This is a genomic window from Nocardia sp. SYP-A9097, from assembly GCF_009649815.1.
In the GTDB taxonomy this organism is placed as follows: Bacteria; Actinomycetota; Actinomycetes; order Mycobacteriales; family Mycobacteriaceae; genus Nocardia.
In genome coordinates this window covers 48,797-71,775 of record NZ_WJIC01000001.1, presented here as the reverse complement: position 1 = coordinate 71,775, position 22,979 = coordinate 48,797, and the positions used below count along the sequence as shown (strand labels likewise).

Annotated in this window: 18 protein-coding genes; 11 read left to right on the top strand and 7 right to left on the bottom strand. The window is 66.0% G+C overall.

Annotated features, from left to right (window positions below):
- The first annotated feature begins 163 nt into the window (after positions 1-163).
- The 3 genes from GFY24_RS00335 (at position 164) to GFY24_RS00325 (ending at position 4,233) form a co-directional block, all read left to right on the top strand.
- The gene (locus GFY24_RS00335) at positions 164-1,429 is read left to right on the top strand and encodes an aspartate kinase (RefSeq protein ID WP_309230240.1); all 1,266 of its coding nucleotides are present in this window, start codon (positions 164-166) and stop codon (positions 1,427-1,429) included.
- Positions 1,430-1,433: 4 nt separating this feature from the next.
- Positions 1,434-2,468, top strand: a complete 1,035-nt coding sequence (locus GFY24_RS00330) for an aspartate-semialdehyde dehydrogenase (RefSeq protein WP_153802936.1) — start codon at positions 1,434-1,436, stop codon at positions 2,466-2,468.
- 526 nt (positions 2,469-2,994) lie between these two features.
- Positions 2,995-4,233, top strand: coding sequence for a helix-turn-helix transcriptional regulator (locus GFY24_RS00325; protein WP_309230239.1), 1,239 nt, complete (start codon positions 2,995-2,997; stop codon positions 4,231-4,233).
- A gap of 42 nt (positions 4,234-4,275) precedes the next feature.
- Here the strand turns inward: GFY24_RS00325 and GFY24_RS00320 are convergent, their stop codons facing one another.
- The gene (locus GFY24_RS00320; protein WP_228565883.1) at positions 4,276-5,631 is read right to left on the bottom strand and encodes a serine hydrolase; all 1,356 of its coding nucleotides are present in this window, start codon (positions 5,629-5,631) and stop codon (positions 4,276-4,278) included.
- A gap of 282 nt (positions 5,632-5,913) precedes the next feature.
- Between GFY24_RS00320 and GFY24_RS00315 the strand changes: the two genes are divergently transcribed.
- The 4 genes from GFY24_RS00315 (at position 5,914) to GFY24_RS00300 (ending at position 10,902) form a co-directional block, all read left to right on the top strand.
- Positions 5,914-7,155: a 26S protease regulatory subunit gene (locus GFY24_RS00315; RefSeq protein ID WP_153802935.1), complete on the top strand. Its 1,242-nt coding sequence runs from the start codon at positions 5,914-5,916 to the stop codon at positions 7,153-7,155.
- Between the two features lie 42 nt (positions 7,156-7,197).
- The gene (locus GFY24_RS00310) at positions 7,198-8,238 is read left to right on the top strand and encodes a tetratricopeptide repeat protein (RefSeq protein ID WP_153802934.1); all 1,041 of its coding nucleotides are present in this window, start codon (positions 7,198-7,200) and stop codon (positions 8,236-8,238) included.
- Positions 8,231-9,304, top strand: coding sequence for a lipopolysaccharide assembly protein LapB (locus GFY24_RS00305; protein WP_153802933.1), 1,074 nt, complete (start codon positions 8,231-8,233; stop codon positions 9,302-9,304). The genes GFY24_RS00310 and GFY24_RS00305 overlap by 8 nt, the downstream gene beginning before the upstream one ends.
- A 137-nt stretch (positions 9,305-9,441) precedes the next feature.
- On the top strand, positions 9,442-10,902 hold the full coding sequence (locus tag GFY24_RS00300) for a catalase (RefSeq protein ID WP_153802932.1): 1,461 nt from the start codon (positions 9,442-9,444) through the stop codon (positions 10,900-10,902).
- A 42-nt stretch (positions 10,903-10,944) separates the two neighbouring features.
- Here the strand turns inward: GFY24_RS00300 and GFY24_RS00295 are convergent, their stop codons facing one another.
- The gene (locus tag GFY24_RS00295) at positions 10,945-11,514 is read right to left on the bottom strand and encodes a TetR/AcrR family transcriptional regulator (protein WP_153802931.1); all 570 of its coding nucleotides are present in this window, start codon (positions 11,512-11,514) and stop codon (positions 10,945-10,947) included.
- A 118-nt stretch (positions 11,515-11,632) separates the two neighbouring features.
- On the opposite strand from GFY24_RS00295, the gene GFY24_RS00290 reads away from it, so the two are divergent.
- A complete protein-coding gene (locus tag GFY24_RS00290) occupies positions 11,633-12,373 on the top strand; it encodes an SDR family oxidoreductase (RefSeq protein ID WP_228565882.1) in 741 nt (246 codons plus the stop codon).
- A gap of 343 nt (positions 12,374-12,716) precedes the next feature.
- On the opposite strand, the gene GFY24_RS00285 is transcribed toward GFY24_RS00290, so the two are convergent.
- Entirely contained in the window at positions 12,717-13,475 is a 759-nt protein-coding gene (locus GFY24_RS00285) for a TetR/AcrR family transcriptional regulator (protein WP_153802930.1), read from the bottom strand.
- 124 nt (positions 13,476-13,599) lie between these two features.
- On the opposite strand from GFY24_RS00285, the gene GFY24_RS00280 reads away from it, so the two are divergent.
- Positions 13,600-15,129 (top strand): MFS transporter, encoded by a 1,530-nt coding sequence (locus GFY24_RS00280; RefSeq protein ID WP_153802929.1) that lies wholly within the window; start codon positions 13,600-13,602, stop codon positions 15,127-15,129.
- 64 nt (positions 15,130-15,193) lie between these two features.
- On the opposite strand, the gene GFY24_RS00275 is transcribed toward GFY24_RS00280, so the two are convergent.
- The gene (locus GFY24_RS00275) at positions 15,194-16,219 is read right to left on the bottom strand and encodes a phosphotransferase family protein (RefSeq protein ID WP_228565881.1); all 1,026 of its coding nucleotides are present in this window, start codon (positions 16,217-16,219) and stop codon (positions 15,194-15,196) included.
- Between the two features lie 2 nt (positions 16,220-16,221).
- The gene (locus tag GFY24_RS00270; protein ID WP_153802928.1) at positions 16,222-17,337 is read right to left on the bottom strand and encodes a hypothetical protein; all 1,116 of its coding nucleotides are present in this window, start codon (positions 17,335-17,337) and stop codon (positions 16,222-16,224) included.
- Between the two features lie 129 nt (positions 17,338-17,466).
- Here GFY24_RS00270 and GFY24_RS00265 point away from each other — a divergent pair, with 129 nt between their 5' ends.
- A complete protein-coding gene (locus GFY24_RS00265) occupies positions 17,467-18,090 on the top strand; it encodes a TetR/AcrR family transcriptional regulator (protein WP_309230236.1) in 624 nt (207 codons plus the stop codon).
- A 412-nt stretch (positions 18,091-18,502) separates the two neighbouring features.
- Positions 18,503-20,104 carry a PKD domain-containing protein gene (locus GFY24_RS00260; RefSeq protein WP_194852700.1) on the top strand — a complete coding sequence of 534 codons (1,602 nt, stop codon included), beginning with the start codon at positions 18,503-18,505 and terminating at the stop codon, positions 20,102-20,104.
- Between the two features lie 26 nt (positions 20,105-20,130).
- Here GFY24_RS00260 and GFY24_RS00255 read toward each other — a convergent pair whose 3' ends face one another.
- Together GFY24_RS00255 and GFY24_RS00250 are read right to left on the bottom strand one after the other, a co-directional pair.
- Positions 20,131-21,135, bottom strand: coding sequence for a TIGR03617 family F420-dependent LLM class oxidoreductase (locus GFY24_RS00255; protein WP_153802925.1), 1,005 nt, complete (start codon positions 21,133-21,135; stop codon positions 20,131-20,133).
- Between the two features lie 151 nt (positions 21,136-21,286).
- On the bottom strand, positions 21,287-22,924 hold the full coding sequence (locus tag GFY24_RS00250) for a GMC family oxidoreductase (RefSeq protein WP_153802924.1): 1,638 nt from the start codon (positions 22,922-22,924) through the stop codon (positions 21,287-21,289).
- Positions 22,925-22,979 lie beyond the last annotated feature (55 nt).

The window sequence follows — 22,979 nt, the reverse complement described above, 5'->3', positions numbered from 1 at the left end:
GATTTAGTGACCCAGGTCACATGAGCGTTCGCTCATCGGTGTCGCCGTTCGTGATCGGATCGAGCGCGGCCGATTGTTCAATACCCTCGCCGGGTCGCCGGAGGCTGCCCGGTAGTCTTGTGGGTCGGTAGCAGCAGTTTGTCGATCTTGGAGGATTCCCGCAGTGGCTCTCGTCGTCCAGAAGTACGGAGGATCCTCGGTCGCCACCGCCGAGCGCATCCGCAGGGTCGCCGAGCGAATCGTCGAGACGAAGAAGCAGGGCCACGATGTGGTGGTCGTCTGCTCCGCCATGGGTGACACCACCGACGAGTTGCTGGATCTGGCCCAGCAGGTTGCTCCCGCACCGCCCGCCCGCGAAATGGACATGCTGCTCACCTCGGGTGAGCGCATTTCGAATGCGCTGGTGGCCATGGCCATTCACTCCCTCGGTGCCGAGGCCCGGTCCTTCACCGGTTCCCAGGCCGGTGTCATCACCACCGGCACGCACGGCAACGCCAAGATCATCGATGTCGCTCCGGGTCGCGTGCAGAACGCACTCGCCGAGGGCACCATCGTGCTGGTCGCGGGCTTCCAGGGGGTGAGCCAGGACAGCAAGGACGTGACCACGCTGGGTCGTGGTGGTTCCGATACCACCGCCGTCGCGCTGGCCGCCGCGCTCAATGCCGATGTGTGCGAGATCTACACCGATGTGGACGGCGTCTTCTCCGCCGACCCGCGCATCGTCGCCGATGCCCAGAAGCTGGACACCGTCTCCTATGAGGAAATGCTGGAGATGGCCGCCTGCGGCTCGAAAGTTCTGATGCTGCGCTGCGTCGAGTACGCGCGCCGCTACAACGTGCCGGTTCATGTGCGCTCGTCGTACACCGACAAGACCGGCACCCTGATTTCCGGATCGATGGAGGACATCCCGTTGGAGCAGGCAATTCTCACGGGCGTCGCGCACGACCGCAGCGAGGCCAAGGTGACCGTGGTCGGCATTCCGGATAAGCCGGGCTATGCCGCGAAGGTGTTCCGGGCCGTCGCCGATGCCGAGGTCAATATCGACATGGTGTTGCAGAACATCTCGAAGGTGGAGACCGGCAAGACCGACATCACCTTCACCCTGCCCAAGCTGGACGGTCCACGCGCCGTCGAACTGCTGACCAAGCAGCAGGGCGAGATCGGCTTCTCGCAGGTGGTCTACGACGATCACGTCGGCAAGGTGTCCCTGGTCGGTGCGGGCATGAAGTCGCACCCGGGCGTGACGGCCACCTTCTGTGAGGCCCTCGCCGAGGCGGGCATCAATATCGACCTCATCTCGACTTCGGAGATCCGAATCTCGGTGCTGGTCAAGGACACCGACCTGGACGAGTCGGTGCAGGTGTTGCACAAGGCGTTCGATCTCGGCGGCGACGAGGTCGCGGTCGTGCACGGCGGAACGGGGCGATAAGGCGATGGGTGTACGCGTAGGAGTCGTCGGCGCGACCGGACAGGTCGGCGCCGTCATGCGAAAGCTGCTGGAGGAGCGCAACTTCCCGGCCGACGAGGTGCGGTTCTTCGCGTCCGCGCGCTCGGCCGGTAAGACGCTGCCGTTCCGCGGTAAAGACATTGTCGTCGAGGACACCGAGACCGCCGATCCGACCGGACTCGATATCGCGCTGTTCTCCGCCGGTGCCACCATGTCCCGCGTCCAGGCCCCGCGTTTCGCGGCGGCCGGTGTCACGGTCATCGACAATTCGTCGGCCTGGCGCAAGGATCCCGAAGTGCCGCTGGTGGTTTCCGAGGTGAACCCGGAGGCCACCCGCAACCTGGTCAAGGGCATTATCGCCAACCCGAACTGCACCACCATGGCGGCCATGCCGGTGTTGAAGGTGCTGCACGATCAGGCCGGTCTGCAGCGGCTGATCATCTCCAGCTACCAAGCGGTTTCGGGTAGCGGCCTGGCGGGCGTCGAGGAACTCGTCACCCAGGTGCGCGCGGTCATCGACGATGCCGAGAAGCTGGTGCACGATGGTTCGGCCGTGGATTTCCCGGCTCCGAACAAGTATGTCGCTCCCATCGCCTTCGATGTGATCCCGCTCGCGGGCGCGCTCGTCGACGACGGTTCGGAGGAGACCGACGAGGATCAGAAGCTGCGCAACGAGTCTCGCAAGATTCTCGGCCTGCCGGAGCTGCTGGTCAGCGGCACCTGCGTGCGTGTTCCGGTCTTCACCGGCCACTCGCTCTCGATCAATGCCGAGTTCGCCGAAGCGATTTCGGTGGAGACCGCCAAGAAGCTGCTCGCCAATGCCCCCGGCGTGAAGCTGGTGGATGTCCCGACCCCGCTGGCGGCCGCCGGTATCGACGAGTCCCTCGTCGGCCGCATCCGCCAGGATCCGGGCGTTCCGGACGGTCGTGGTCTGGCGCTGTTCATCTCCGGCGACAACCTGCGTAAGGGCGCGGCGCTGAACACCATTCAGATCGCGGAAGTTCTGATCGCGGACCGCTGATCGTGTAGGCGGAAACGGGCCGTTCCATCCATTCCGGATTGAACGGTCCGTTTTTCATATTTGTGACTTCTTCAGTCCGTCCAGAGTTCCGCACACGGTAGTGGTGGAAGCCGATCTACCGGGGAACCCTCGGGGGTGGTATCGGATGGCCCGATGGTGACTTCAATTCTGTACGGACGCAAGTGCGCCGCGAGCCGTTCGGCAATTGCCTGCCCGGCTCGGTAGTCGAGCACCATGCCACCCGGAAAGCGTAGGCGCACATGGACTTCGCGCGTTTGCGGTGCGGCGGTCATGTGCCACCTCTTGTCGTCGGATTGGTGCGACGGGTCACCGATAAACGTTAAACACAGAAAAATTGCGGTGCAATAAGAAAAATACATGTTCCATACTGTGCGCCGTAAGCTCCCCCGGTCTGGAATCCTTGTCCGCAGATCCCACTGGGAAGGAGAAGGGCATGGTAGGAATCGGCGAAACAAGCGGGCGGTGACGGCCGGGAAAGCCGATCAGGCAGAAGGAGTTTGACCCGGTGGCCGAAAGTACCCTAGGGGCACGGGTAGCGGAGTTGCGCCGGCGGCGGGGACTATCGCAGAAAGAGTTGGGCGCAGCGATCAGGCGCTCGGAAAGCTGGGTGTCGCAAGTCGAACGCGATGTACTGCCGGTCGAAAGACTGTCCGTACTGCAACGACTGGCCGACGTCCTCGGAGTCGCGGTGCGAGACCTGAGACCCGAGGCGGCCGAACCGATGGCCGCCGATCGCGGTGACAGCCATCGACCCGGATCCGCCGTTTTCGAACAACTGCGATTGTTGCTCACCGGACATCCCGCACTGGAGCAACTTCTCGGTGACGAGGCCGATCGCGAGTCGGCCGATGAGTTGCCGGAGCTACAAGAACGAGTCGATCTGGCATGGCAGTTGGCGCACGAGTCCCGACTTGTGGAGGTCGGCAGCGCTCTGCTGGAACTGATTCCGGATCTCGAACACGCGGCGCGGACCACCTCCGCGAAACGGCCGGAGGTGCTGACACTGCTGTCACGCGCCTATCAGGTGGCCGCCACCGCATTCACCCGTCAGGAGGAAGTCGACGCGGCGTGGGTGGCCGCCGATCGGGCGCTCACCGCGGCCGAGGAATCCGGTGACGCGCTCGGCGTGGTGGCCGGAACCTACCGCATGGCACAGGCTTTCCTGCGATTGCAACGGCTGGAACAGGCCGAACAGGCGGCTCGGGTCTCGGTGACGGCGCTCGCGCCACAGGTCGCCGATGCCGGGCTGGTACGTCCGGAAGTATTGTCGCTCTACGGATCTCTGCAGCTCATGCTGGCGGTGATCGCGGCGACCGATGGCAATCGGACGGCCGCGCGCACCGGACTGACCGCCGCGCGCATCGCCGCGCAGCGACTCGGTGAGGGCCGCAATGATTTCGACACCGAATTCGGTCCGACCAGTGTGGCCGTGCACGCGGTCGCGGTGGCGGTCGAATTGGGTGACGCGGGTGAGGCGCTCGATACCGCGGCCTCGGTGGACGCCTCGGTGCTCTCACCCGAACGACAGGCGCGTTTCCTGGTCGACGTGGCTCGCGCGCATGCGCAGCGACGGCAGGCACAGGATGCGCTGGGGGCCTTGCTCAATGCCGAGCGGCTGGCTCCGGAGCTGGTGCACCATGATCCGCGCGCCCGGGAGGTGGTGCGCGATCTACTGCAGTTCGCGGGCCGCCGACCGGCCGATGATCTGCGTGAACTGGCCGGCCGCGCCGCCGTCACTCCCTGACGCATCCGTGGGTTCGGGGACCCACGGATGCCGGGCCGCGCCTCAATGAATTCCGGGGGTGCGCGGATCCGGGCCGAAGCATGCCAGTAGCTCGCAGCCCGGGGGTGCGTCGCTGAACGGCGGCGCGAGCGGAGTGTTCAAGCAGGACAACGCATTACAGCCCGGGTAGGCGTCCGGGCCGAGGCCGAAGACGGCGAGCGCGATATCGGCGTCGAAGTATTTGGAGGCGTCGAACCGCAGCGGCGGCTCCACGAACTGTCCGGGATCGGGGACCGGGGGATCGTCGAAGGCGGCGAACAGCTCCCGGAAGAACTCGTGCGAAACCTCCATGCCGTACTGCAGGATTCCGCTCGCACCCTGATCGGTGTGTACGCCGAACACCCCGGTCCACACCACCAGCAGATCCAGGCTGGGGATGACGAACACATGCTGTAGACCCAGCCCCGACATGGAAAACGTGTCGGCGGGCAGGAATTCGGCATTCTCGGCGCAGTCCGGCCCGAGCCAGAACAGATAGCCGTAGCAGTTGTTCGTGGCCGAGGAGGTGGTGGCGCGGGTCAGATAGGCGTGCGAGACGATCTCGCGGCCCTGCCACCGCCCGTCGTTCGCGGTGAGCATGCCGAGCCGGGACAGATCATCGGGCGGGATCATCAGATGCGCGTAGCCGTAGGTGTGCCCGGACCGGTCCCGCGCCCAGTAGTAGTCGCCGCGCTGGATACCGATGGGCCCGAACAGTTCCCGCTGCGCGAACTCCTGCAGCGGTTCCCCGATGGCCAACTCGATCACATACGACAGCAGGTCCACATTGCGCTGACTGTAGGAGAACTTGCTCCCCGGCGGATTGTCGAACGGCACCCCGAGGGCCTGAACCCCGCTGAACGGGTCCACCGGAATAACGCCGGTGAGTCCCTCGGCGACAAGTCCGATGCGCAGTCCCGAGGTTTCGGTGAGCAGATTCTCGACGGTGATCGCCCGGTGTTCCGGATCACCCACGCCCGGCGGAAGATACCGGTCGATAGGCGCGTCGATATCGAGTCTCCCTTGATCCCAGGCGATTCCCGCGAGCAGCGACACAATGCTCTTGGTGACACTCCAGACATTCCAGGGAATATGTCCGGTTTGTGAGTTTTGTGGCCCCTCGCCAATCAGGCAATTGTGTCGGAAAATCTGCACATTCAATCGATTCCGGCTCGCCGCGAAGTTCAGCGCGTCCAGCAACCGCTGACTATCCAGCCCCGCCTGTTCCGGTGCTGCCCGTTCGAATTCCCGCCCCTCCGGTTGCGCGCACCGAATTTCCCCCGCCGAAATTCCCTCCGGCCACGCCTGCCCGGCCCCGCCGCCGAAGATCATGATCGCCGCCACCACCGCGCCGGCCAGCCCCCTGCGCTTGCGCACCATGGGTTTCAGGCTAGCCGCACGTCCCGGCCGTGGACGGCGAAACGCCGCCAGGCGGGGGGAGTCCTGGCGGCGTTGCTCGCAGCGGTGCCGCGAAGTAGCGTCGACGCCCAACAAGCGCCTCTCGGCGGGTGGTCGCTCGTAGCGACAAAGGGTGCGGCCCGGGGCTGTTACCGACGCCGACAGTGGGGGTCAACCAGCGGGGTTGTAGTTCTATTCCGCCCCTGTCACCGGAACCGTTTAGCATTCGCAACAAAGCCCATACTTGTCCCTGGGGGGGAAGCCTTGACCGACGATCCGGTGATCATCGAACTGCTCAGCGTGCTCGAGCAGAACCCGGAGCTGCTCACCCTCCGCCTGCGCGTGGTGGAGCTGCTGGCCGATCGCGAGCGCTACGCGGACGCGCTCACGCACTGCGCGACGGCGCTGGGCCAGGATCCCGGCAATGTGACGGCGATGGCGCTGCTGCAACGCTGTTCGGCCGCGCTCGCAGCAGGCGCGAGTCCGGCCCCGGCCGCCCCCGCCGAGCCCCCGAAACCCGCCAATGGTTTCGACTGGGCCGCCGCCGAACGCGAGGTCGGCGACATCATCAAACCCGCCTTCGTGGACGACGACGGTGAACCACTGGCCGTCGTCGAGGGCGATGTGGGCCTGTTCGAGAAGCCCAAGCTGTCGCTCTCCGAGGTCGGCGGTATGCAGGACGTCAAGGAGCAGCTCGAACTCTCCCTGCTCGGCCCACTCCGAAATCCGGAGCTGGCCAAGGCATTCGGGACCAGCGCGCGCGGCGGCCTACTGCTGTACGGCCCGCCCGGCTGCGGTAAGACCTTCATCGCCGCGGCGGTCGCCGGTGAGCTCGGCGCGAACTTCTACCCCATCGAGATCGCCGACATCCTCGATATCCACCTGGGCGCGAGTGAACGCAATCTGCATCAGATCTTCGAGGTGGCGCGGCGCAACGCGCCCTGCGTGCTGTTCATCGACGAGATCGACGCGCTCGGCTACAAGCGCAGCCAGATGTCCGGCTCGGCGGGCCTGCGCACGGTGGTGAATCAGCTGCTCACCGAAATGGATTCGGCGACAGGCGATAACGAGGGCGTCTACATTCTCGGCGCGACCAACCACCCCTGGGATATCGACGTGGCGCTACGCCGCCCCGGCCGCTTCGACCGCATGATCCTGGTGACCCTGCCCGACCCGGACGCCCGCGTCTCCATCCTGCGCCACCACCTGAAGGACCGCCCGATCGAGGGCATCGACCTGAAGGCGATAGCCATTGCCACAGAAGGCTTCTCAGGCGCGGACCTGGCGCACATCGCCACCTCGGCCACCCAACTGGCCATGGCCGACTCCCTGAAAGCGGGCGCCATCCGCCCCATTCGCATGCCGGATATCGAACAGGCCCTCGCCGGCATCCGCCCCAGCACCGGCGCCTGGTTCGAATCCGCCCGCAACGTAGTCGAATTCGCCAATAACGACGGCGCCTACGACGAACTCGCCACCTACATGAAGCGCATGAAGCTCCGCTGAGCATCGGAGTCGGCAGAGCTTGTTCTGAGAGGTTTTCGGGGGATGGATAGCAGGATCGAGAAGGCCAGGGTGCTGGCGGAGCTCGGGCGACTGGAGGGTGCCCGGGAGCTGCTGGGGGAGGTGCTCGCCGGGGAGCCGGAGAACTGGGCGGCACTGGTTCACATGTCGCTGGTCGCTCTTCGTCTCGGCGAGGTCGAGCGATCGTTGCGGTGCAGCGCGGTCGGGCTCCGGGCGTATCCGGAGGCATCGTGTTTCTGGCGCTACCGAGCGATGGGGTTTTGGGAGATGATGCGTGCAACCCCGGACGACTCCAAGATACGGCGAATGCAATATGACGAGGCGCTGCGCGCGGCGGCGCGGTCGGTAGAACTCGACCCGGTGGACGTCGACAATCTTCGCTTCCTCGCTGTAGTGCAAAGTGCTACCGATTCGGATGCCGCCTTGGCGACCCTGGACCGGGCATTGGAGATCGACTCTGACCAGGCGGGACTCCATGCGGTGCGCGGTGTGGCGCTTCGCCAGCTGTGGGCGCGCGGTCCCGAATTCACCGAACAGGCCGAGGCGGCCTACCGCGAAGCGCTGCGGCTGGACCCGGAGAACGCCGCGGTCGCGTTCGAGTTGGCGCGCCTCGAGTACGACCTCGGTGGCCGCGAGCTGGCCCTCGACCACTTTCGTATGGCCGCGCGGCTCGATCCGGGGATCGGTGATTCGGCGCGGCAGTACATCGACAAGATCGAGGAGGAATGCGCGCGGCTGGCCCCGGTCGATACGGCCGACACCGACGAAGCGGTGAAATCGCATCCGCCCGAACCGGACCCGGCGGGGCCGACCGGCGGCCCGAGCACCCGCGAGTTGGCCGCCGCCACCCCCCTGCACCGGCCGCGACGATCTCGTGGTGCATGGCTGCTGCTCTTCCCGGTGCTGCTGCTCCTGCGGCTCATGCTGAGTAGCTGTTCGGCGGATTCGGACGGTCATCATCCGGCGACGGTGACCCCGACAAGGCAGGTCCCGCCCTACAACCCATGGAGTGATCCGGGCTTTCTGTCCGATCTGAGATCGCAGCAGCCGGTGCCGCATGGATAGCCGGATCGAGAAGGCTCGGGTGCTGGCGAGTTTGGGGCGGCTGGACTCGGCTCGGGAGATGCTGGGGGAGGTGCTCGCCGGGGATCCGGAAGATGTTGTGGCACTGGCGGATATGGCCAATGTGGTGTTGCGGATCAAAGAGTATCCACGGGCCGTGGAGTACAGCGCCGCGGCCTTGCGCGGTGACCCGGAGAACACCTTCGCCTGGCGGGTGCGGGCACTGGCCGAGTTGGGCATGGCCCGCGATGCCGAGTTGGGTCCCGAGGCGGCGCGGGAGCATCGGGGGCGGGCGGTGGCGGCGGCCGAGCAGGCGGTGAAGATCGATCCGGGGAACACCGACAATCTGCGAATCCTGGCCTCCACCAAGCGGGACAAGGATCCGCGGGGGGCCTTGCAAACGCTGGAGACGGCACTCGCACGCGATCCCGACGATGTCAGCGTGCATCTGCTGCGCGGTTTCATTCTGCGCCGAAACCTCGAGGGGCAGAACAACACCGAGCAGGCCGAGGTGGCATTCCGGGAGGCGCTGCGCCTGGACCCGGCGAACGCGGAGGCACTGTACGAGCTGGCGCTGATGGATATCGGTCGCGGCAATCGCGCTGTGGGAGAAGAACAATTGCGCCGCGTCGCGCTGCTGGACCCGGAGTACGGGACCGCGGTGCGCGAGCATCTGGAGTGGCTGGCGCAGGAGGACGCCCGGCTGGCGAACCGCTATGCCACCACCCCGCAGCCGCAATTCATCTACGACACCACGAAGAAATCGGGCGGCGGTCGCGCCGCCCGATGGGGGATCGGGGTGCTGGTGCTGATCGTGATCCGATTGATCGCGGCGGGTGCCTCCAATGATTCGAGCGGCCCCGTGCACACCCCGCCTCCGGTCATCCCGTCGTGGATGCGCACACCTCCGGCAACCTATCGCCCGCTCCCCAGCTTCCCGCCGGACATCCCGCGGGAATGGCCGTCGAATATCCCGCGTCCGACGTTCCGCAACCAGCCGCCGGTGGTCCCGACGACCCCCGCGACCCCGCGATTGACGGTTCCACCTGGCGTCAATCCCTTCCAGTGAATCCTTTTCTTGACTAATTCCAGAAAATGGCGCAAGGTTGTGGCACTGTCGTAGATGTCGACTGTGTCGTGGGTGCGCCCCTCCTACCTGGGTCGTTGCCCCGCATGTGCACTTCCCGCATCCGAAGGAGGCGTCGAATGACCAAGCCGACCACCACCGATACCGGCACCCCGGTAGTCAGCGACGACGAATCGCTCACCGCCGGAACCCAGGGTCCGATCCTGCTGCACGACCACTATCTGATCGAGAAGCTGGCCCAGTTCAACCGCGAGCGGGTGCCCGAGCGGATTGTGCACGCCAAGGGTGCGGGCGCGTTCGGCGAACTGGTGGTTACCGGCGATGTCAGCCGCTTCACCAAGGCCAAGCTGTTCCAGCCGGGCGCGCGCACCGAATCGCTGGTGCGTTTCTCCACCGTCGCCGGTGAGCAGGGCAGCCCCGACACCTGGCGCGATCCGCGCGGTTTCGCGGTGAAGTTCTACACCCCCGACGGCAATTACGACCTGGTCGGCAATAACACCCCGATCTTCTTCATCAAGGATCCGATCAAGTTCCCGGACTTCATCCGATCGCAGAAACGCCTGCCCGGCAACGGACTTCGCGATCACAATATGCAGTGGGACTTCTGGACCCTGCGCCCGGAGACCGCACACCAGGTGACCTGGCTGATGGGCGATCGCGGTATCCCCAGGTCCTACCGGCATATGAACGGCTACGGTTCGCACACCTACCAGTGGATCAATGCCGCGGGTGAGCGCTTCTGGGTGAAGTACCACTTCAAGACCGATCAGGGTGTGCGGAGCCTGACCCAGGCCGAGGCCGACACCCTCGCCGGCACCGATCCGGATCTCCACCGCCAGGATCTGTGGGAGTCCATCGAGCGCGGCGAATTCCCCAGCTGGACACTGCATGTGCAGGTGATGCCGCTCGCCGACGCGGCGGGCTACCGGTTCAACCCGTTCGATCTGACCAAGGTGTGGTCGCATCAGGACTACCCGCTGATCGAGGTCGGCAAGTGGACACTGAACCGCAATCCGGGCAATTACTTCGCCGAGATCGAGCAGGCCGCCTTCGAACCCTCGAACGTGGTTCCGGGCATCGGCTTCTCACCGGACAAGATGCTGCTGGGCCGCGTCTTCGCCTACGGCGACGCGCACCGCTACCGCATCGGCACCAATTACGCGCAGCTGCCACCCAACCAGGCCAAGGCGGCGCAGGTGAACTCCTACTCCAAGGAGGGCGCGATGCGGTACGCGTACAACGACGCGAATACGCCCGTGTACGCACCGAATTCGTTCGGCGGCCCGCACGCCGAGCCGGAGCTCGCACCCGACGGCGGTATCTGGGACTTCGAGCCGACCATGGTGCACGCGGGCTATATCGAGCACGCCGAGGACGGCGACTTCACCCAGGCGGGCACCATGGTTCGCGAGGTGCTCGACGACGGTGAGCGAGATCGCCTGGTGGGCAATGTGGTTGGCCATGTGCTCGGCGGCGTGCGGGAGCCGGTGCTGAGCCGGGTCTTCGAGTACTGGAAGAGCGTGGACTCGGACCTGGGCAAGCGCATCGAGGAAGGCGTGCGCGCGGGGATGAACAGCTAGAAGAAGAACGCAGCGCCCGCACCACGAATCATGGTGCGGGCGTTACTGTTTCAGCAGCGCGTCGGTAAATTCCGCGGCGGTCTCTCGATCCAGCGGTGCGTGCCCGATCAGGAACCGATACCAGAACAATCCGTAGAACTGATCCAGCATCAGATCCAGATCCGCGTCCGCCCGTAGTTCTCCCCGCTGCTGTCCCCGCGCGAGAATCTCCCGCGCGACTTCCCGCCGTTCCAGGGTGAACTTCCGCATGAGTTCGGCGAGGTGGTCATCCCACGCGGCTTCCCGCACCACGGTCCGCAGCGCGGGTGCGGTCGGTTTACGTTGTGCCCCCGCGAATGTGGACTCGATCAGAATCAACAGATCCTCGCGCAGCGACCCGGTGTCCACGGCGGGCACGTCCTGTTCGGACCGATCGGTGAGCGCGTCCAGCAGCAGCGCCCCCTTCGACGGCCACCATCGATAGACGGTCTGCTTCCCGACCCCGGCCGTCCGCGCGATGGCGTCGATATTCACCGTCGCCCCTTCGGACTTCGCGAGCAGCTCCAGCGTGGCGTCCAGAATCGCCTGGTGCGTCGCCTCATTGCGCCGCCGCCCGGTATGCGGACGTTCCATGCCGACCTCCTGTGACTCAACTCACCGATTTGCCGAGACTAAAAGTCTCGATAACGGCGTTGTCGAGACTGCGAGTCTCGTAAGCATAGGGCGGGACACCAACCGAAAGGCATTCGACATGACCACAGCGGATTCGGCCACCGCGCAGCGCGTAGTCGTCATGGGCGGCAGCTCCGGCATCGGCGAGGCCACCGCCACCCTCTTCGCCGCGGCGCAGGCCGAGGTGATCATTACCGGCCGCACCCAGGACAAGATCGACGCCGCCCTGACCCGTATCGGCGGCAAGAGCACCGGCTACCGCATGGACGCCACCGACCGGGCCGAAATCGCGGCCTTCTTCGCGCAGTCCGGCCCCGTCGACCACCTGGTCATCGCGGTCAGTGGCGCGGCCGGCAGCGGTGTCTTCGCCGACCTGAACCTGGACGATCTGGAGTCCGGCTTCACCCAGAAGTTCTGGCCCCAGGTCCGCATTCTGAAAGCCGCACTCCCGCACCTGAATCCGACCGGTTCGGTCACCCTGATCACCGCCGCCTCCGCCCGTGCCGCCTTCGCGGGCACCGCCGGTTTGGCCGCAATCAACGGCGCGTTGCAGGCCATGGTCCCCCCGCTCGCCGTCGAACTCGCCCCCATCCGCATCAACGCCGTCTCCCCGGGTGTCATCGACACCCCGTGGTGGGACCGTATCCCGGATGACCAGCGCCGCAACCTCTTCGACGGCCTGGCCGCCACCACCCCGGTCGGCCGGGTCGGCCATCCGGAGGAGCTCGCCCGCGCCGTGCACTCCCTCGCCACCAATGGCTTCATCACCGGTGTGGTCCTGGATGTCACCGGTGGCGCGAACCTCCCGACCGGGCGCTGATCAATTCCTGTTCGCCGTAAGGGAATACGGGCCGCGAGCAGGGGCGTCGGCGGCTATCGGTCGATACGCTGCGGGAATGTCAGACCCGCAGCTCACTCCGCGCCGTGCCACCTGGTTCGAACTCTTCGGGGATCTGGTCTTCGTCGCTGTATGCGGTGCATGCCAATCGCGCCGATCGGGACAATGTCGCGCACCGGCTGATCACCACCTTCGGTCTGGTAGGCGTGGTCGGTATGGCGGTATTCGCGGGCACTGCTCACCGCGCTCGCGGTGCTGCCGGCCGGGTCCGTCATGCTGGAGGCCCCGGCTCATCGCCGCCGAATATCCACTGCCGCAGCCTGATTCAGCGTCCGGCGCGAAACTCCGGATCGAGCCCGTCGAGAATGCGGTTGATCTGAATATCGAAGGCCCCGGTCCGCATCCGATGCAGATCGACGTCGGGCCCGGCGGTCTTCTCGTCGAAGTTGATATAGCGCCGATGCAGGGTCGGGTAGGGCCTGGCGGCGATTTCGGCGGCGGGCATGAGCTTTCGATACCACTCGACCTCGTCGAGGCCGCTGCGCCGAATGGTGATGGCGGCGGCGGCCTCACTCAGCGCCAAGCCGATGACGAAGGAGAAGATCACCGTCACGGCGGTGTCGGCGTCGTCGGGCGGGAAGCCGGCATCTTCGAGCAGGGTGAGCACGGATTCGTTGAGCCGCAACATATTCGGCGCGAGGTAGAGCAGGCCCATTTCGCCGAGCGCCGAGGACAGCCATGGATGCCGCAGCATCATCGCGCGCAGATCGTGGCTGAAGGCCAGCATGGCCGCGCGCCAGCCCTCGGATCCCACGACCAGCGGGTCGAGTTCACCGAATACCGCATCGGTAATGAGCTCCATGAGCTCTTCCTTATTGGCCACATGCGTATAGAGCGAGGTCGCGCCCGCGCCGAGCCGGGTGCCGAGCTTGCGCATGCTCAGCGCCTCCATGCCCTCCTCGTCCAGTAGGGCGAGCGCTTCGGAGACGATCTGATCCCGGCTGAGCGCGGGCTGATCGCGGCGACGGCTGCGCTGCGGTTCCCGGGTCCACACCGATTGAATCTGCTGTTCTGCCTCGCCCATGGTTTCGGCTCCTTCGCTCTTCGAAAGTCTAATACAGCGTTCGGTTTTGCGAACACTGTACGGATGCCGTACAGTGTTCGACAACACCGCACACTGTGCGGAAGGCACTCCGAAGGGGAAAGAAATGACTGCGAAGGACTTGGCCGCGGCGGTGACTTCACCCGTGGCACAGCGCAATCCGAGGCGCTGGCTGATTCTGATCGTGCTCTGCCTGAGCTCGCTCGTGCTGGTGATCGACAATATGGTGCTCAATGTCGCGATCCCGCAGCTCTCCACCGATCTGGGCGCCACCACCCAGGACATCCAGTGGGTGCTGGACTCCTACATCCTGGTCTTCGCGGGCCTGCTGCTCACCTCGGGCAGCCTCTCGGACCGTTTCGGCCGCAGGCTGGTAATGGTGATCGGCCTGGCCCTGTTCGGCGCCGCCTCGCTGCTGGCCGCCTACGCCTCGACACCCGAAACGCTGATCGCGGGCCGCGTGATCATGGGAATCGGCGGCGCGCTCATCATGCCGAGCACGCTCTCCATCCTGATCACCGTGTTCGACGAGGAGGAACGCCCCAAGGCCATTGCCGCCTGGAGTGCGGTGGCCATGGTCGGTATGGTCGGCGGCCCGGTCATGGGTGGCGTACTGCTCAACCACTTCTGGTGGGGTTCGGTCTTCCTGCTGAATGTTCCGATCGCCGCGGTCGCCATTATTGCCGCGCTGGCGCTCATGCCGGAGTCGAAGGGCCCGTGGACCACGCCGGATCTGTCGGGCATGGTGCTGTCCATCGTCGGCACCACCGCGCTGGTCTGGACCATTATCGAATTCCCGGCCAAGGGCATCGAGGGTGTCTGGCCGTCACTGATCCTGGCCGTGATCGGCTTCTCCGCCTTCATTATTCGTGAGCTGAAGGCCGAGCACCCGATGGTGCCGATGCACCTGTTCCGCAATCGCGTCTTCACCGGTTCCAGCTTCTCCCTGGTGCTGGTGGTCTTCGCCAATGCCGGTCTGCTGCTGGTGCTTACGCAGTATCTACAGTTCGTGCTCGGCTACTCGCCGATCAAGACCGCGGTGGCCTTCACTCCGATGGCCCTGGCCGCGCTGGTCTGCCAGGGTGTCGGTGCCGGACTGGTCGGCAAGCTGGGCGTGCGCACCATGACCATCGGTGGCCTGCTGGTGCTGGCGGCCGGTACCGGGGTGCTCACCACGCTGACCGTCGACTCCGGTTTCTGGATGCCCGCCGTGGCCATGGCCTTGGTCGGTGGCGGCGCGGGTCTGGCCATGCCCGCCGCGATCGGTGCGCTCATGGGTGCGGTGCCGCCGGAGCAGGCCGGTGTCGGTTCGGCGCTGAACGACACGATTCAGCAGACCGGCGGCGCGCTGGGCGTGGCGATTCTCGGTGCGATCCTGGCGAATTCGTACACCGATGGCATGCCGGAGTCGGCTCCGGACACGGTCCGCGAGAATCTCGCCCCGGCCATCAACAGCGGTGACGCCACGATTGTCGCGGCGGCCCGGGAGGCGTTCACGAGCGCCATGTCCATCACCTTCACGGCGGGTGCGATCAGCGTGCTGGCCGCCTGTGTGGTCGCCTTCTTCCTGATGCGGGGCGCGAAAGCCGCAGCGCCGGAGAGTGTTCCGGCGCAGGATCTGGTCGAATCCCACTAGCCGGAACAAAGAACTCCGCCCCCGGTGCCAGTCCCGGGGGCGGAGTCCTTTTGCGAAGCAGCCGCTAGGGCAGCAGCTGCTCGATTCGGGTGGTGCAGAAGCCGGTGATATTCATCTCCGGCGGGAGTTGGATCCGATTCGCCATGCGCAGCAACGGAACCGACAGCAGTACGGCCGCCAGGATCTCGTTGTAGACCAGGTTGCGCACCTGCATTCCGGTGCGCTTCTCGTAGTAGGCGATGGTCTCCTCGCGGGTCGGCGTACCGGGCAGCGGGTCGTGGCCTTCGAAGGTGGAGCTGGCCCAGTCCATGAACAGCATCCAGGCCAGATCCGCCTCGTGGTCCCCGAGGTACGCGATCTCCCAGTCGAGCACGCCGGTGACTCGGAAGTCCTCGTCGTACAGGATGTTCGACATACGCGAGTCACCCCAGCAGAGGGTGAGATGCTCGGGTTCGTAGAGGTTGTCCCGCAGGTACGTGATGGCCTTGGCGTAGGTCTCCGGAAGGTCGCCTTCGGTTGCCCAGCGCAAGGTCGCGTCCAGGTAGTTGACGACCTGTTCCACCGGCTGATCGCCATGTTTCGGCAGCGCCAGGAAGTCCAGATTCAGTGCCCGCCAATCCAACTGGTGGATATCGGCGATGGTGTCGATACACCCCCACCACATGCGGGCGCGCTGCTCGGGCGTGGCCTCGAAATAGGTGCCCGTGACGTGATATGACGGATAGTCGCCGGGCGCGGTGCCCGGCAGTCTGCTCATCACGAAGTACGGGCTGCCCAGTTGCTCGTCCGTCCGGTCCAGCCAGATCGGGGTCGCCACCGGAAGATCGGTGGTGGCCAGCCGCTGCATGACCAGCACCTGCCGCAGCAGGTCGTAGTCCGGGAACAGTGACATCTCCGGTGGCCGCCGGAAAACCAGTGGCAGCGTACCGCTTTCGTCCTCGAGCTCGAAAAGGTATGTCTCGGTGGCGAAACCGCGTTCGGTGCGATTGAAGCTACGGACCTGGGCGGCGCCGGATACCGGGAAGTTCTGGTGTAGATGCGGTTCCAGGGCCGCTGCCAGCCGCTCTGCGGGCAGTCGTTCGGTGCTCAAGCTCAGTACCCCTCGTACCCGTACTTTTCATTGCGGCCCATGAAGACCATTTCGACCAGGCCGTAGCCGACCTTGCCCTCGGTCTCGATGCGGCAGAAGGTCTCGCTCAGCATGCTGACCTGCTTGAGGTCGGCGGTGTCGGTGAGGTCGGCGACGAAGCTGTCGCTCCACTCCTCGCCCTTCCAGACGCCCGAGGAGTAGCCGCGGTAGTTGTCGTAGCCGGCCAGGCCGGGCCAGAAGTCACCGACCGGGGTGATGGTGAATTCGCGGGTCTTGCCCGCCGCGTCGACGATGCTGAAGGTGCCGCCGCTGACAATCCGGAAGTCGTCGCGGAAGGTCAGTTCGTGGCTCGCGTCGCGCACCGGCTGCGGTGAGGCGTCCGAGCCGAGCGGGGGCAGTACGTTGCCCTCGAAGTGCCAGCGGTGGCCATCGGGGGTCTCGCGCTGCGCGAAATGCACCAGCTCGTCATCGAATTGGAAGATGCCCATGTAGTAGAGGACGCCGTCCGGGATCTCGCCGGGCTGCAGGATGCCGCCGCCCTCGTTGATCGCGCCGCCGCCACCGCCGTGCCGGGTGCCCCAGGAGTGGTCGCGCCCGAACCACCAGTTCGAGGGATCGATCTCGATGCGCTCGCCCTCGACCTCCAGGAATCCGGAGACGATTCCGTTCTGGTAGAACCGCCGAGCATCCTCGCGCACGCGGCCGCGGGTGCGGAAGAACGCGGGCTCCTGCTCGTAAGCCGCGAACTGCCCGTCGAGTTCGAGCTGCAGCTTGATGCCGTGCTCATTGTCGACGAGGGTCGCGCGCACCTTCTTCAGGGGCTCGATGATCTCGTAGGTGAACGGCCCGACCGTCCAGGAGCCGAGGCCGTCGTAGCGGGTGTCGATCTGCCGCGACATGCGGATGGTGTGTGCCTTGTCGCCGATGGTGATCATGGCGTAGGCGTCGATGAGGTTGCGGTTGGGGTACCGCGCCATACCGGTCATCACGCTGACCCGCTTGGTCTTGTCGAAGCCGTACATCACCACGCGCTCGGTCCAGCGCAGGTCACTCTGCTGGACGTGGTCGAAAGTGGTCGGCAGCTGGTGGCAGAGCAGTTCGTCCTGGGGCGTCAACATCGACGAGTACCTCTCATTGGAATGTGGCCGCGGCCACACAATTCGAATACGAGGCACAGCGTATTTGAAACACGTTCTAGATGTAACCTCAAACCCGGAAATTTTTTCGAGAAGTTTTGGGAGGACCCGGTGAGCGCACCCCAGCCGATACGCTCCGGCCCGGGACGTCCCCGCGATCCGCAGCTGGATGAACAGCTATTGACCGCGACGCAGGAATTGCTGGTCAGCGATGGGTACCAGGCCACCACCATTGCCGCGGTGGCGCGTCGCGCGGGTGTGGTCACCACCTCTATCTACCGCCGCTGGTCCAGTAAGCGGGCGCTGGTGGAAGACGCGATCTTCGCTCTGGACGAGTTCGCGCACCCCGAGCCGAGTGGTGATCTGCGGGCGGATCTGCTGGCCTGGACTCGCCTGTTCCTGGCCGCATCGGCCCATCCGGCGGCCCGCTCGGCCATTCCCGGTCTGCTCTCGGAGTATCACGACGACCACGACAGCTACCGCCGCCTGCTGGACCGCGGCGAGCTCCCGACCCGCGAGGTGCTCCGGGAGCTGTTGACCGGTGCGGCGGAATTGGGCCAGGCCGCACCGGACTGCGATGCCGACGCCGTCTTCGAACTATTGCGCGGTGCGACGCTCTTCCGGGCTCTCACCCACGGCACCGATGACGCTGACGTCTTCTGCGCCCAGATCGCCGATGCCCTGGTGGCGGTGGCAGCGACTCCGGCCGGTCAGCGTATGAGGCCGAACCAGTAGATCGCGCAAGCCAGTAAAAAGACGATCACTGTTTCCATCGTCGGATCCAATCTCCTTGGCGCACTTGCCTCAACGATACCCGTGAACAAGATCACCGGGCGCAACCCGCGTATTACAGGAATTCGCCGATCCGGCCCCTGGGGCACGACCCGACACCCCTCGTGGACGGGTCGTGCCCCAGCGCTCCCCCGGCCGGGTGCGACGCCGGGCGGACCCGGCGTCGTAGACAACGATGTGTCGCGGCCCTTGGCACGGCCTTAAGAAGATCTTGCAGCTCCGTCGAAACGCCGTAGACCAGCAGACACGCCGGTCAAAAGGACTAAATTCGGCCAATCCGGCGCGCCTGGTCGGCGCTGCGCGAGTCGCCCGCACTATGGCTGCTGTCAAGTTGCGGAACTCTCAGGAGGCGCATGTGAAGTTGTGGCGATCCCGCTGGTGCCGGGCGGCGGTGCTGCCCACGCTGGTGGGTGCTACCGCGGTGGCCGGGCCACTTGCCAGGGCCGATATCACCGAACTACCGCTGATCATCGATGTCAGCACCCCCGCCGCCGGACAGTGCGACGGTGCGCTACACGGCACCACGGCCGTGTACTTCCCGCCGGGCGTACCCGCGCACGCCGATGTGGAGTGGCGCATTCTCGGTGGCGGACAACCGATTCGCACCGGCATCACCCCGGTCAACAATGATGTGATGACGGTCGGATTCGATATCCGCCAGGATGAGCTACCCGCCGACGGCCGACTACGGGTGGACGCCCGCGCCAGAGTCCCCGGCGGCGAGGTCGGCGGCTACGGCAAGCCGTGGAATCTGCGGGTGAGCCGCGAATGCAGCCCGCTGCATGTGGTTTCGGCGGGCGACTCGGTCACCTGGGGGCAGGGTCTGGACCTGGATCGCACCTTCGCCGATCTCACCGCGGAGACCCTCGGCACGCAGACCGGCCGCACCGCCCGGCTACACGACTACTCGGTCTCCGGCGCGGCGCTGGACGCGCCCGGCCTGCACACCGCCGCGGACGATACGAACTGCCCGGTCGACGCCGGTACCGCCGACGAATCCGGCACCGACGAACTCCCCGATGTGTTCTGCCAACTGGACCGGGCCGGAGCCGAAGCCCGCGCCGGCGGTTACCCGGTGGACCTGGTGCTCCTGGACGGCTGCATCAACGACCTGGATCCGCTGTACGGCATTCCGGTCGGCGTCACCCCCGGCACCAAGGATCTGACCGCCGCGGTCACCCGCGAATGCGGGGGCGTCGGAGCGGACGCGGTGAATCCGGCCGCGCATGTGCCCTACTTCAGCGGCGCGAAACTCGGCTACGGCGGGCGGGGTATGCAGGCCGCCATCGAGAAGGCGCACGCCCTGCCCGGTAAGCCGAAGGTGTTGGTATCCAACTACTTCCACGGCCGGGACACACCCGGCACTCCGGAGGGTCTGCGCGCCCGATGGTCCGAGTTCATCCGGGTCTCGGCCGAAACGTTCCGGCAGGCGGCGGACCGGGCCAATACCGCTGCGGGCGAGGTGTACGCGGTCGCCGCCGACGGTCTGGTCGGTCAGGACGGTGGTGGGCACGGTCCGTGGATGAATCCCCTGGGCGATGAGGAGATTTCACTGCGCCTACTGGCCTGTCCGCATATCGAAGCGCCACCGCAGTGCCGGACCACGGTCGGCGGGCACGCGGACGTGGATGGTGCGCGCGAGTACGCCAAGACCTTCCTGCTGAATCCGGCCGTGCGCGAATGGTTCGGCGGCGGTGGGCCTTTGGACAATGGGTTCACCGTGTCACACACCGCCGGTCCCACCGGAACGATGGTGGACTTCGACGGAGAACCGGCGGGCGGCGCGATTCGCCAGTACGACTGGTACTTCGGCGATGGCGCGCACGCGGTCACGACCGGTCCGGTGGTGTCGCACGAGTACCGGGATCCGGGGCCGAATCTGCCGCGGCTGGTGGTCACCGATATGACCGGGCGGCGGTCCATGTACGAATTGGAGGAACCGATCGTCATCGGCTGACCGCCGGCACCGCCCTGCGTGCGGCATCAGTCATGCAGGGCGGCAGCCAATTCCGCGATGGCCGAATCGGCCACCGTATACCCGGGAAAGTAGCAGCACACGCGGGAAATGCTGTCCCCGTAGCGATCCCGGATCTGTCGCGCGCAGTCGGCGGGCGTCCCGCTCACGGTCAGCGCATCCACCATCGGATCATCGATCAGCCCGGTCATCTCCTGCCACCGCCCCTGCTTGGACAGCAGATTGAGCTCCGGTTGCAGCTCCGCCCAGCCTTCGACCTCCAGCACCGGGCGATAGGACGGCGTCGAACCGTAGAACGCCAGCAGCGCGCGCACCGCCTGCCGTGCCTCGGCGATCTCGCGCTCCGAATTACCCATGGCCACAATGGCTTCGGCAATGATCTCGAACGGCCGATCCGATCCGGCCAGCCCCTTGTCGACGGCGGGCAGCGTCCGCTCGCGGAAGTGCCGCTCGGTATTGAACGGCATGACCAGCAGCCCGTCCGCCACCCGCGCCGCCATCTCGGTCATGCGCGGTCCGAGCGCGCCGACCAGGACCGGGGGCGCGCCGAAGGGGTTCGGTCCCGGATCGAAATTCGGTGGCATCAGCGTGTGCTGCCAGAACTCCCCGCGGTAGTCCAGCCGGGCGCCGGTCTGCCACGCGCGCAGGATCTCCCGTACCGCGGTGACGGTATCGGCCATCCGCTCCACCGGCCGGGACCAGGTGCTGCCGTACCGTTTTTCGATATGCGGCCGGATCTGTGATCCCAGTCCGAGCCGAAATCGCCCGCCGGACAACGATTGCAGGTCATAGGCGGCATGCGCCAGGTGAATCGGGCTGCGCGGGAACGCGATAGCGACATTGGTCATGACGCCGATTCCGGTCCCCGCCGCCAGGAAGAGCGGCGCGAACACATCATTCGCCCCCTCGAAGGTGAACACTCCGTCCACCCCCAGCGCGCGCAATTCACCGGCCCGAGAAGCGGATTCGCCGAGCGGGGCGTTGAGCCACACATCCAGCGGCAGCGGTGCCATAGCTTCCTCTCGATAGCAGAACTCCGCCCCGGGCACTGATGATTCAGGCCCGGGGCGGAGGGTGGTCACCGAAGGTAGTGTTCCGGCGACCGGCGGTCACGGAGCCGTAAGGGAAGTGACAGCACTCCGAAACCGCCGTCTGGATCGGCGTTTACACGTCGATGAACTCGGCGCACTTCTCGCCGATCAGGTAGCTCGGCGCATTGGTATTGCCGCCGGTGATGCTGGGCATGATCGAGGCATCGGCCACGCGCAGGCCCTCGATGCCGTGCACCTTCAGCGTCGGGTCGACCACGGCGCGCTCGTCCACGCCCATGCGGCAGGTGCCGACCGGGTGGTAGATGGAGTGCACGCGGTTGGGGAGTTCGCGGCGCAGCGCGGACTCGTCGGCCCATTCGTTGCCGGGGAAGAAGTTCTCCTCGATGTCGCCGGCAATGCTCTTGTGCGCCATCACTTCCCGGATCATCTTGATGCTCTCGACCAGGAATTCGGTATCCCACGGATCGGTCAGGTAGCCCGGGTCGATGAGCGGCGCGGCGAACGGGTCGTTGGAGGCCAGGCGCAGTTCGCCGCGGCTCTTCGGGTAGATGAGGCTGGGCATGACGGTGAACGCGGCGCGCCGGTCCACCATGTGCATCTTGTCCTCGTCCTGGTTGGGAGTCGGGTAGCTCCACGGCAGGGTGTGGATCTGCAGGTCCGGGTGGTCGCCCTCGGCGAACTTGGTCTTGACGAAGCCGGCCGCCTCGAAGACGGTGCGGCCCATCCAGGAGCTGCCCGGGTTCCGCATCTCGCGCATCATGCCGCGCGCGAAGTAGGTCGGAATGCCGCGGTGCAGGGCCTTCTTGGAGACGAAGGTCATCGGCACGAACAGGTGGTCGTGCAGGTTCTGGCCGACCGCCAGGTCCGCGTGCACGGTGATGCCGTGCTCGCGCAGCTGCGCGGCCGGGCCGATGCCCGAGAGCATCAGGATCTGCGCGGAGCCCATGACGCCACCGGAGACGATGACCTCCTTGGCGGCCTTGATGATGCGGCGCCCGCCGGACTTGTCGGCGACCTCGACGCCGGTGGCCCGGCCGTTCTCGATCACGACGCGGGTGACGTGCACGCCGGTCTGCACGATCAGCCCGGAGTCCGGACGGTTGGTGATGAAGGCGCGAGAAGAGCTGTACCGCAGGCCGTTTCGCACGCTCTGCTGGAAGATCGAGATGCCTTCCTGTGACTCACCGTTGTAGTCGTCGATGACCGGCGTGCCGAGGGTCTCGGAGGCGGCGGTCATCCACTCCTTGGCGATCGGGGTCAGCTGGCTCTGGCGGGTCACCTCGACCGGGCCGCCCGCGCCGCGCACATCGCTGGCGCCGCCTTCCCAGTTCTCCAGTCGCTTGTAGGCGGGCAGCACATCCTCGTAGGACCAGCCGGTATTACCCTCGGCGGCCCAGGAGTCGAAGTTGGCCTTGTTGCCGCGCACGTAGAGCATGCCGTTGATGGAGCTGGAACCGCCGAGCACCTTGCCGCGGGTCATGGGGATCTTGCGATCGTTGGCGTGCTTCTGCGGAACGGAGTACTGGCTCCAGGTGACGCGGTGCTTCAGCGGCGGCATGGTGTGGACCATGGTGATCATGCCGGGGCTGGTGACCAGTCGGCTGTTGTCCTTGCGGCCGGCCTCGAGCAGGATCACGCTGGCGCCGCGCTCGGCCAGGCGGCCCGCGACCACCGCGCCGGCGCTACCAGCGCCCACAACGACGTAATCGGCCTCGGTTGCGGAGTCCCCGGAGCGCGGAGAAGCGGTCATTTCTTCGTTACCTCATCCTTGAGTGTGCCTGCGGTCACTGTAGAACAAGTTCTAG

Excerpts from the sequence above, each read along its gene's own strand:
- GFY24_RS00255 (WP_153802925.1), bottom strand. The coding sequence starts at position 21,135 with ATGGCACCGCTGCCGCTGGATGTGTGGCTCAACGCCCCGCTCGGCGAA.
- GFY24_RS00310 (WP_153802934.1), top strand. The coding sequence starts at position 7,198 with ATGGATAGCAGGATCGAGAAGGCCAGGGTGCTGGCGGAGCTCGGGCGA.
- GFY24_RS00295 (WP_153802931.1), bottom strand. The coding sequence starts at position 11,514 with ATGGAACGTCCGCATACCGGGCGGCGGCGCAATGAGGCGACGCACCAG.
- GFY24_RS00305 (WP_153802933.1), top strand. The coding sequence starts at position 8,231 with ATGGATAGCCGGATCGAGAAGGCTCGGGTGCTGGCGAGTTTGGGGCGG.
- GFY24_RS00270 (WP_153802928.1), bottom strand. The coding sequence starts at position 17,337 with ATGTTGACGCCCCAGGACGAACTGCTCTGCCACCAGCTGCCGACCACT.
- GFY24_RS00280 (WP_153802929.1), top strand. The coding sequence starts at position 13,600 with ATGACTGCGAAGGACTTGGCCGCGGCGGTGACTTCACCCGTGGCACAG.
- GFY24_RS00250 (WP_153802924.1), bottom strand. The coding sequence starts at position 22,924 with ATGACCGCTTCTCCGCGCTCCGGGGACTCCGCAACCGAGGCCGATTAC.
- GFY24_RS00300 (WP_153802932.1), top strand. The coding sequence starts at position 9,442 with ATGACCAAGCCGACCACCACCGATACCGGCACCCCGGTAGTCAGCGAC.
- GFY24_RS00285 (WP_153802930.1), bottom strand. The coding sequence starts at position 13,475 with ATGGGCGAGGCAGAACAGCAGATTCAATCGGTGTGGACCCGGGAACCG.
- GFY24_RS00330 (WP_153802936.1), top strand. The coding sequence starts at position 1,434 with ATGGGTGTACGCGTAGGAGTCGTCGGCGCGACCGGACAGGTCGGCGCC.
- GFY24_RS00290 (WP_228565882.1), top strand. The coding sequence starts at position 11,633 with ATGACCACAGCGGATTCGGCCACCGCGCAGCGCGTAGTCGTCATGGGC.
- GFY24_RS00320 (WP_228565883.1), bottom strand. The coding sequence starts at position 5,631 with ATGGTGCGCAAGCGCAGGGGGCTGGCCGGCGCGGTGGTGGCGGCGATC.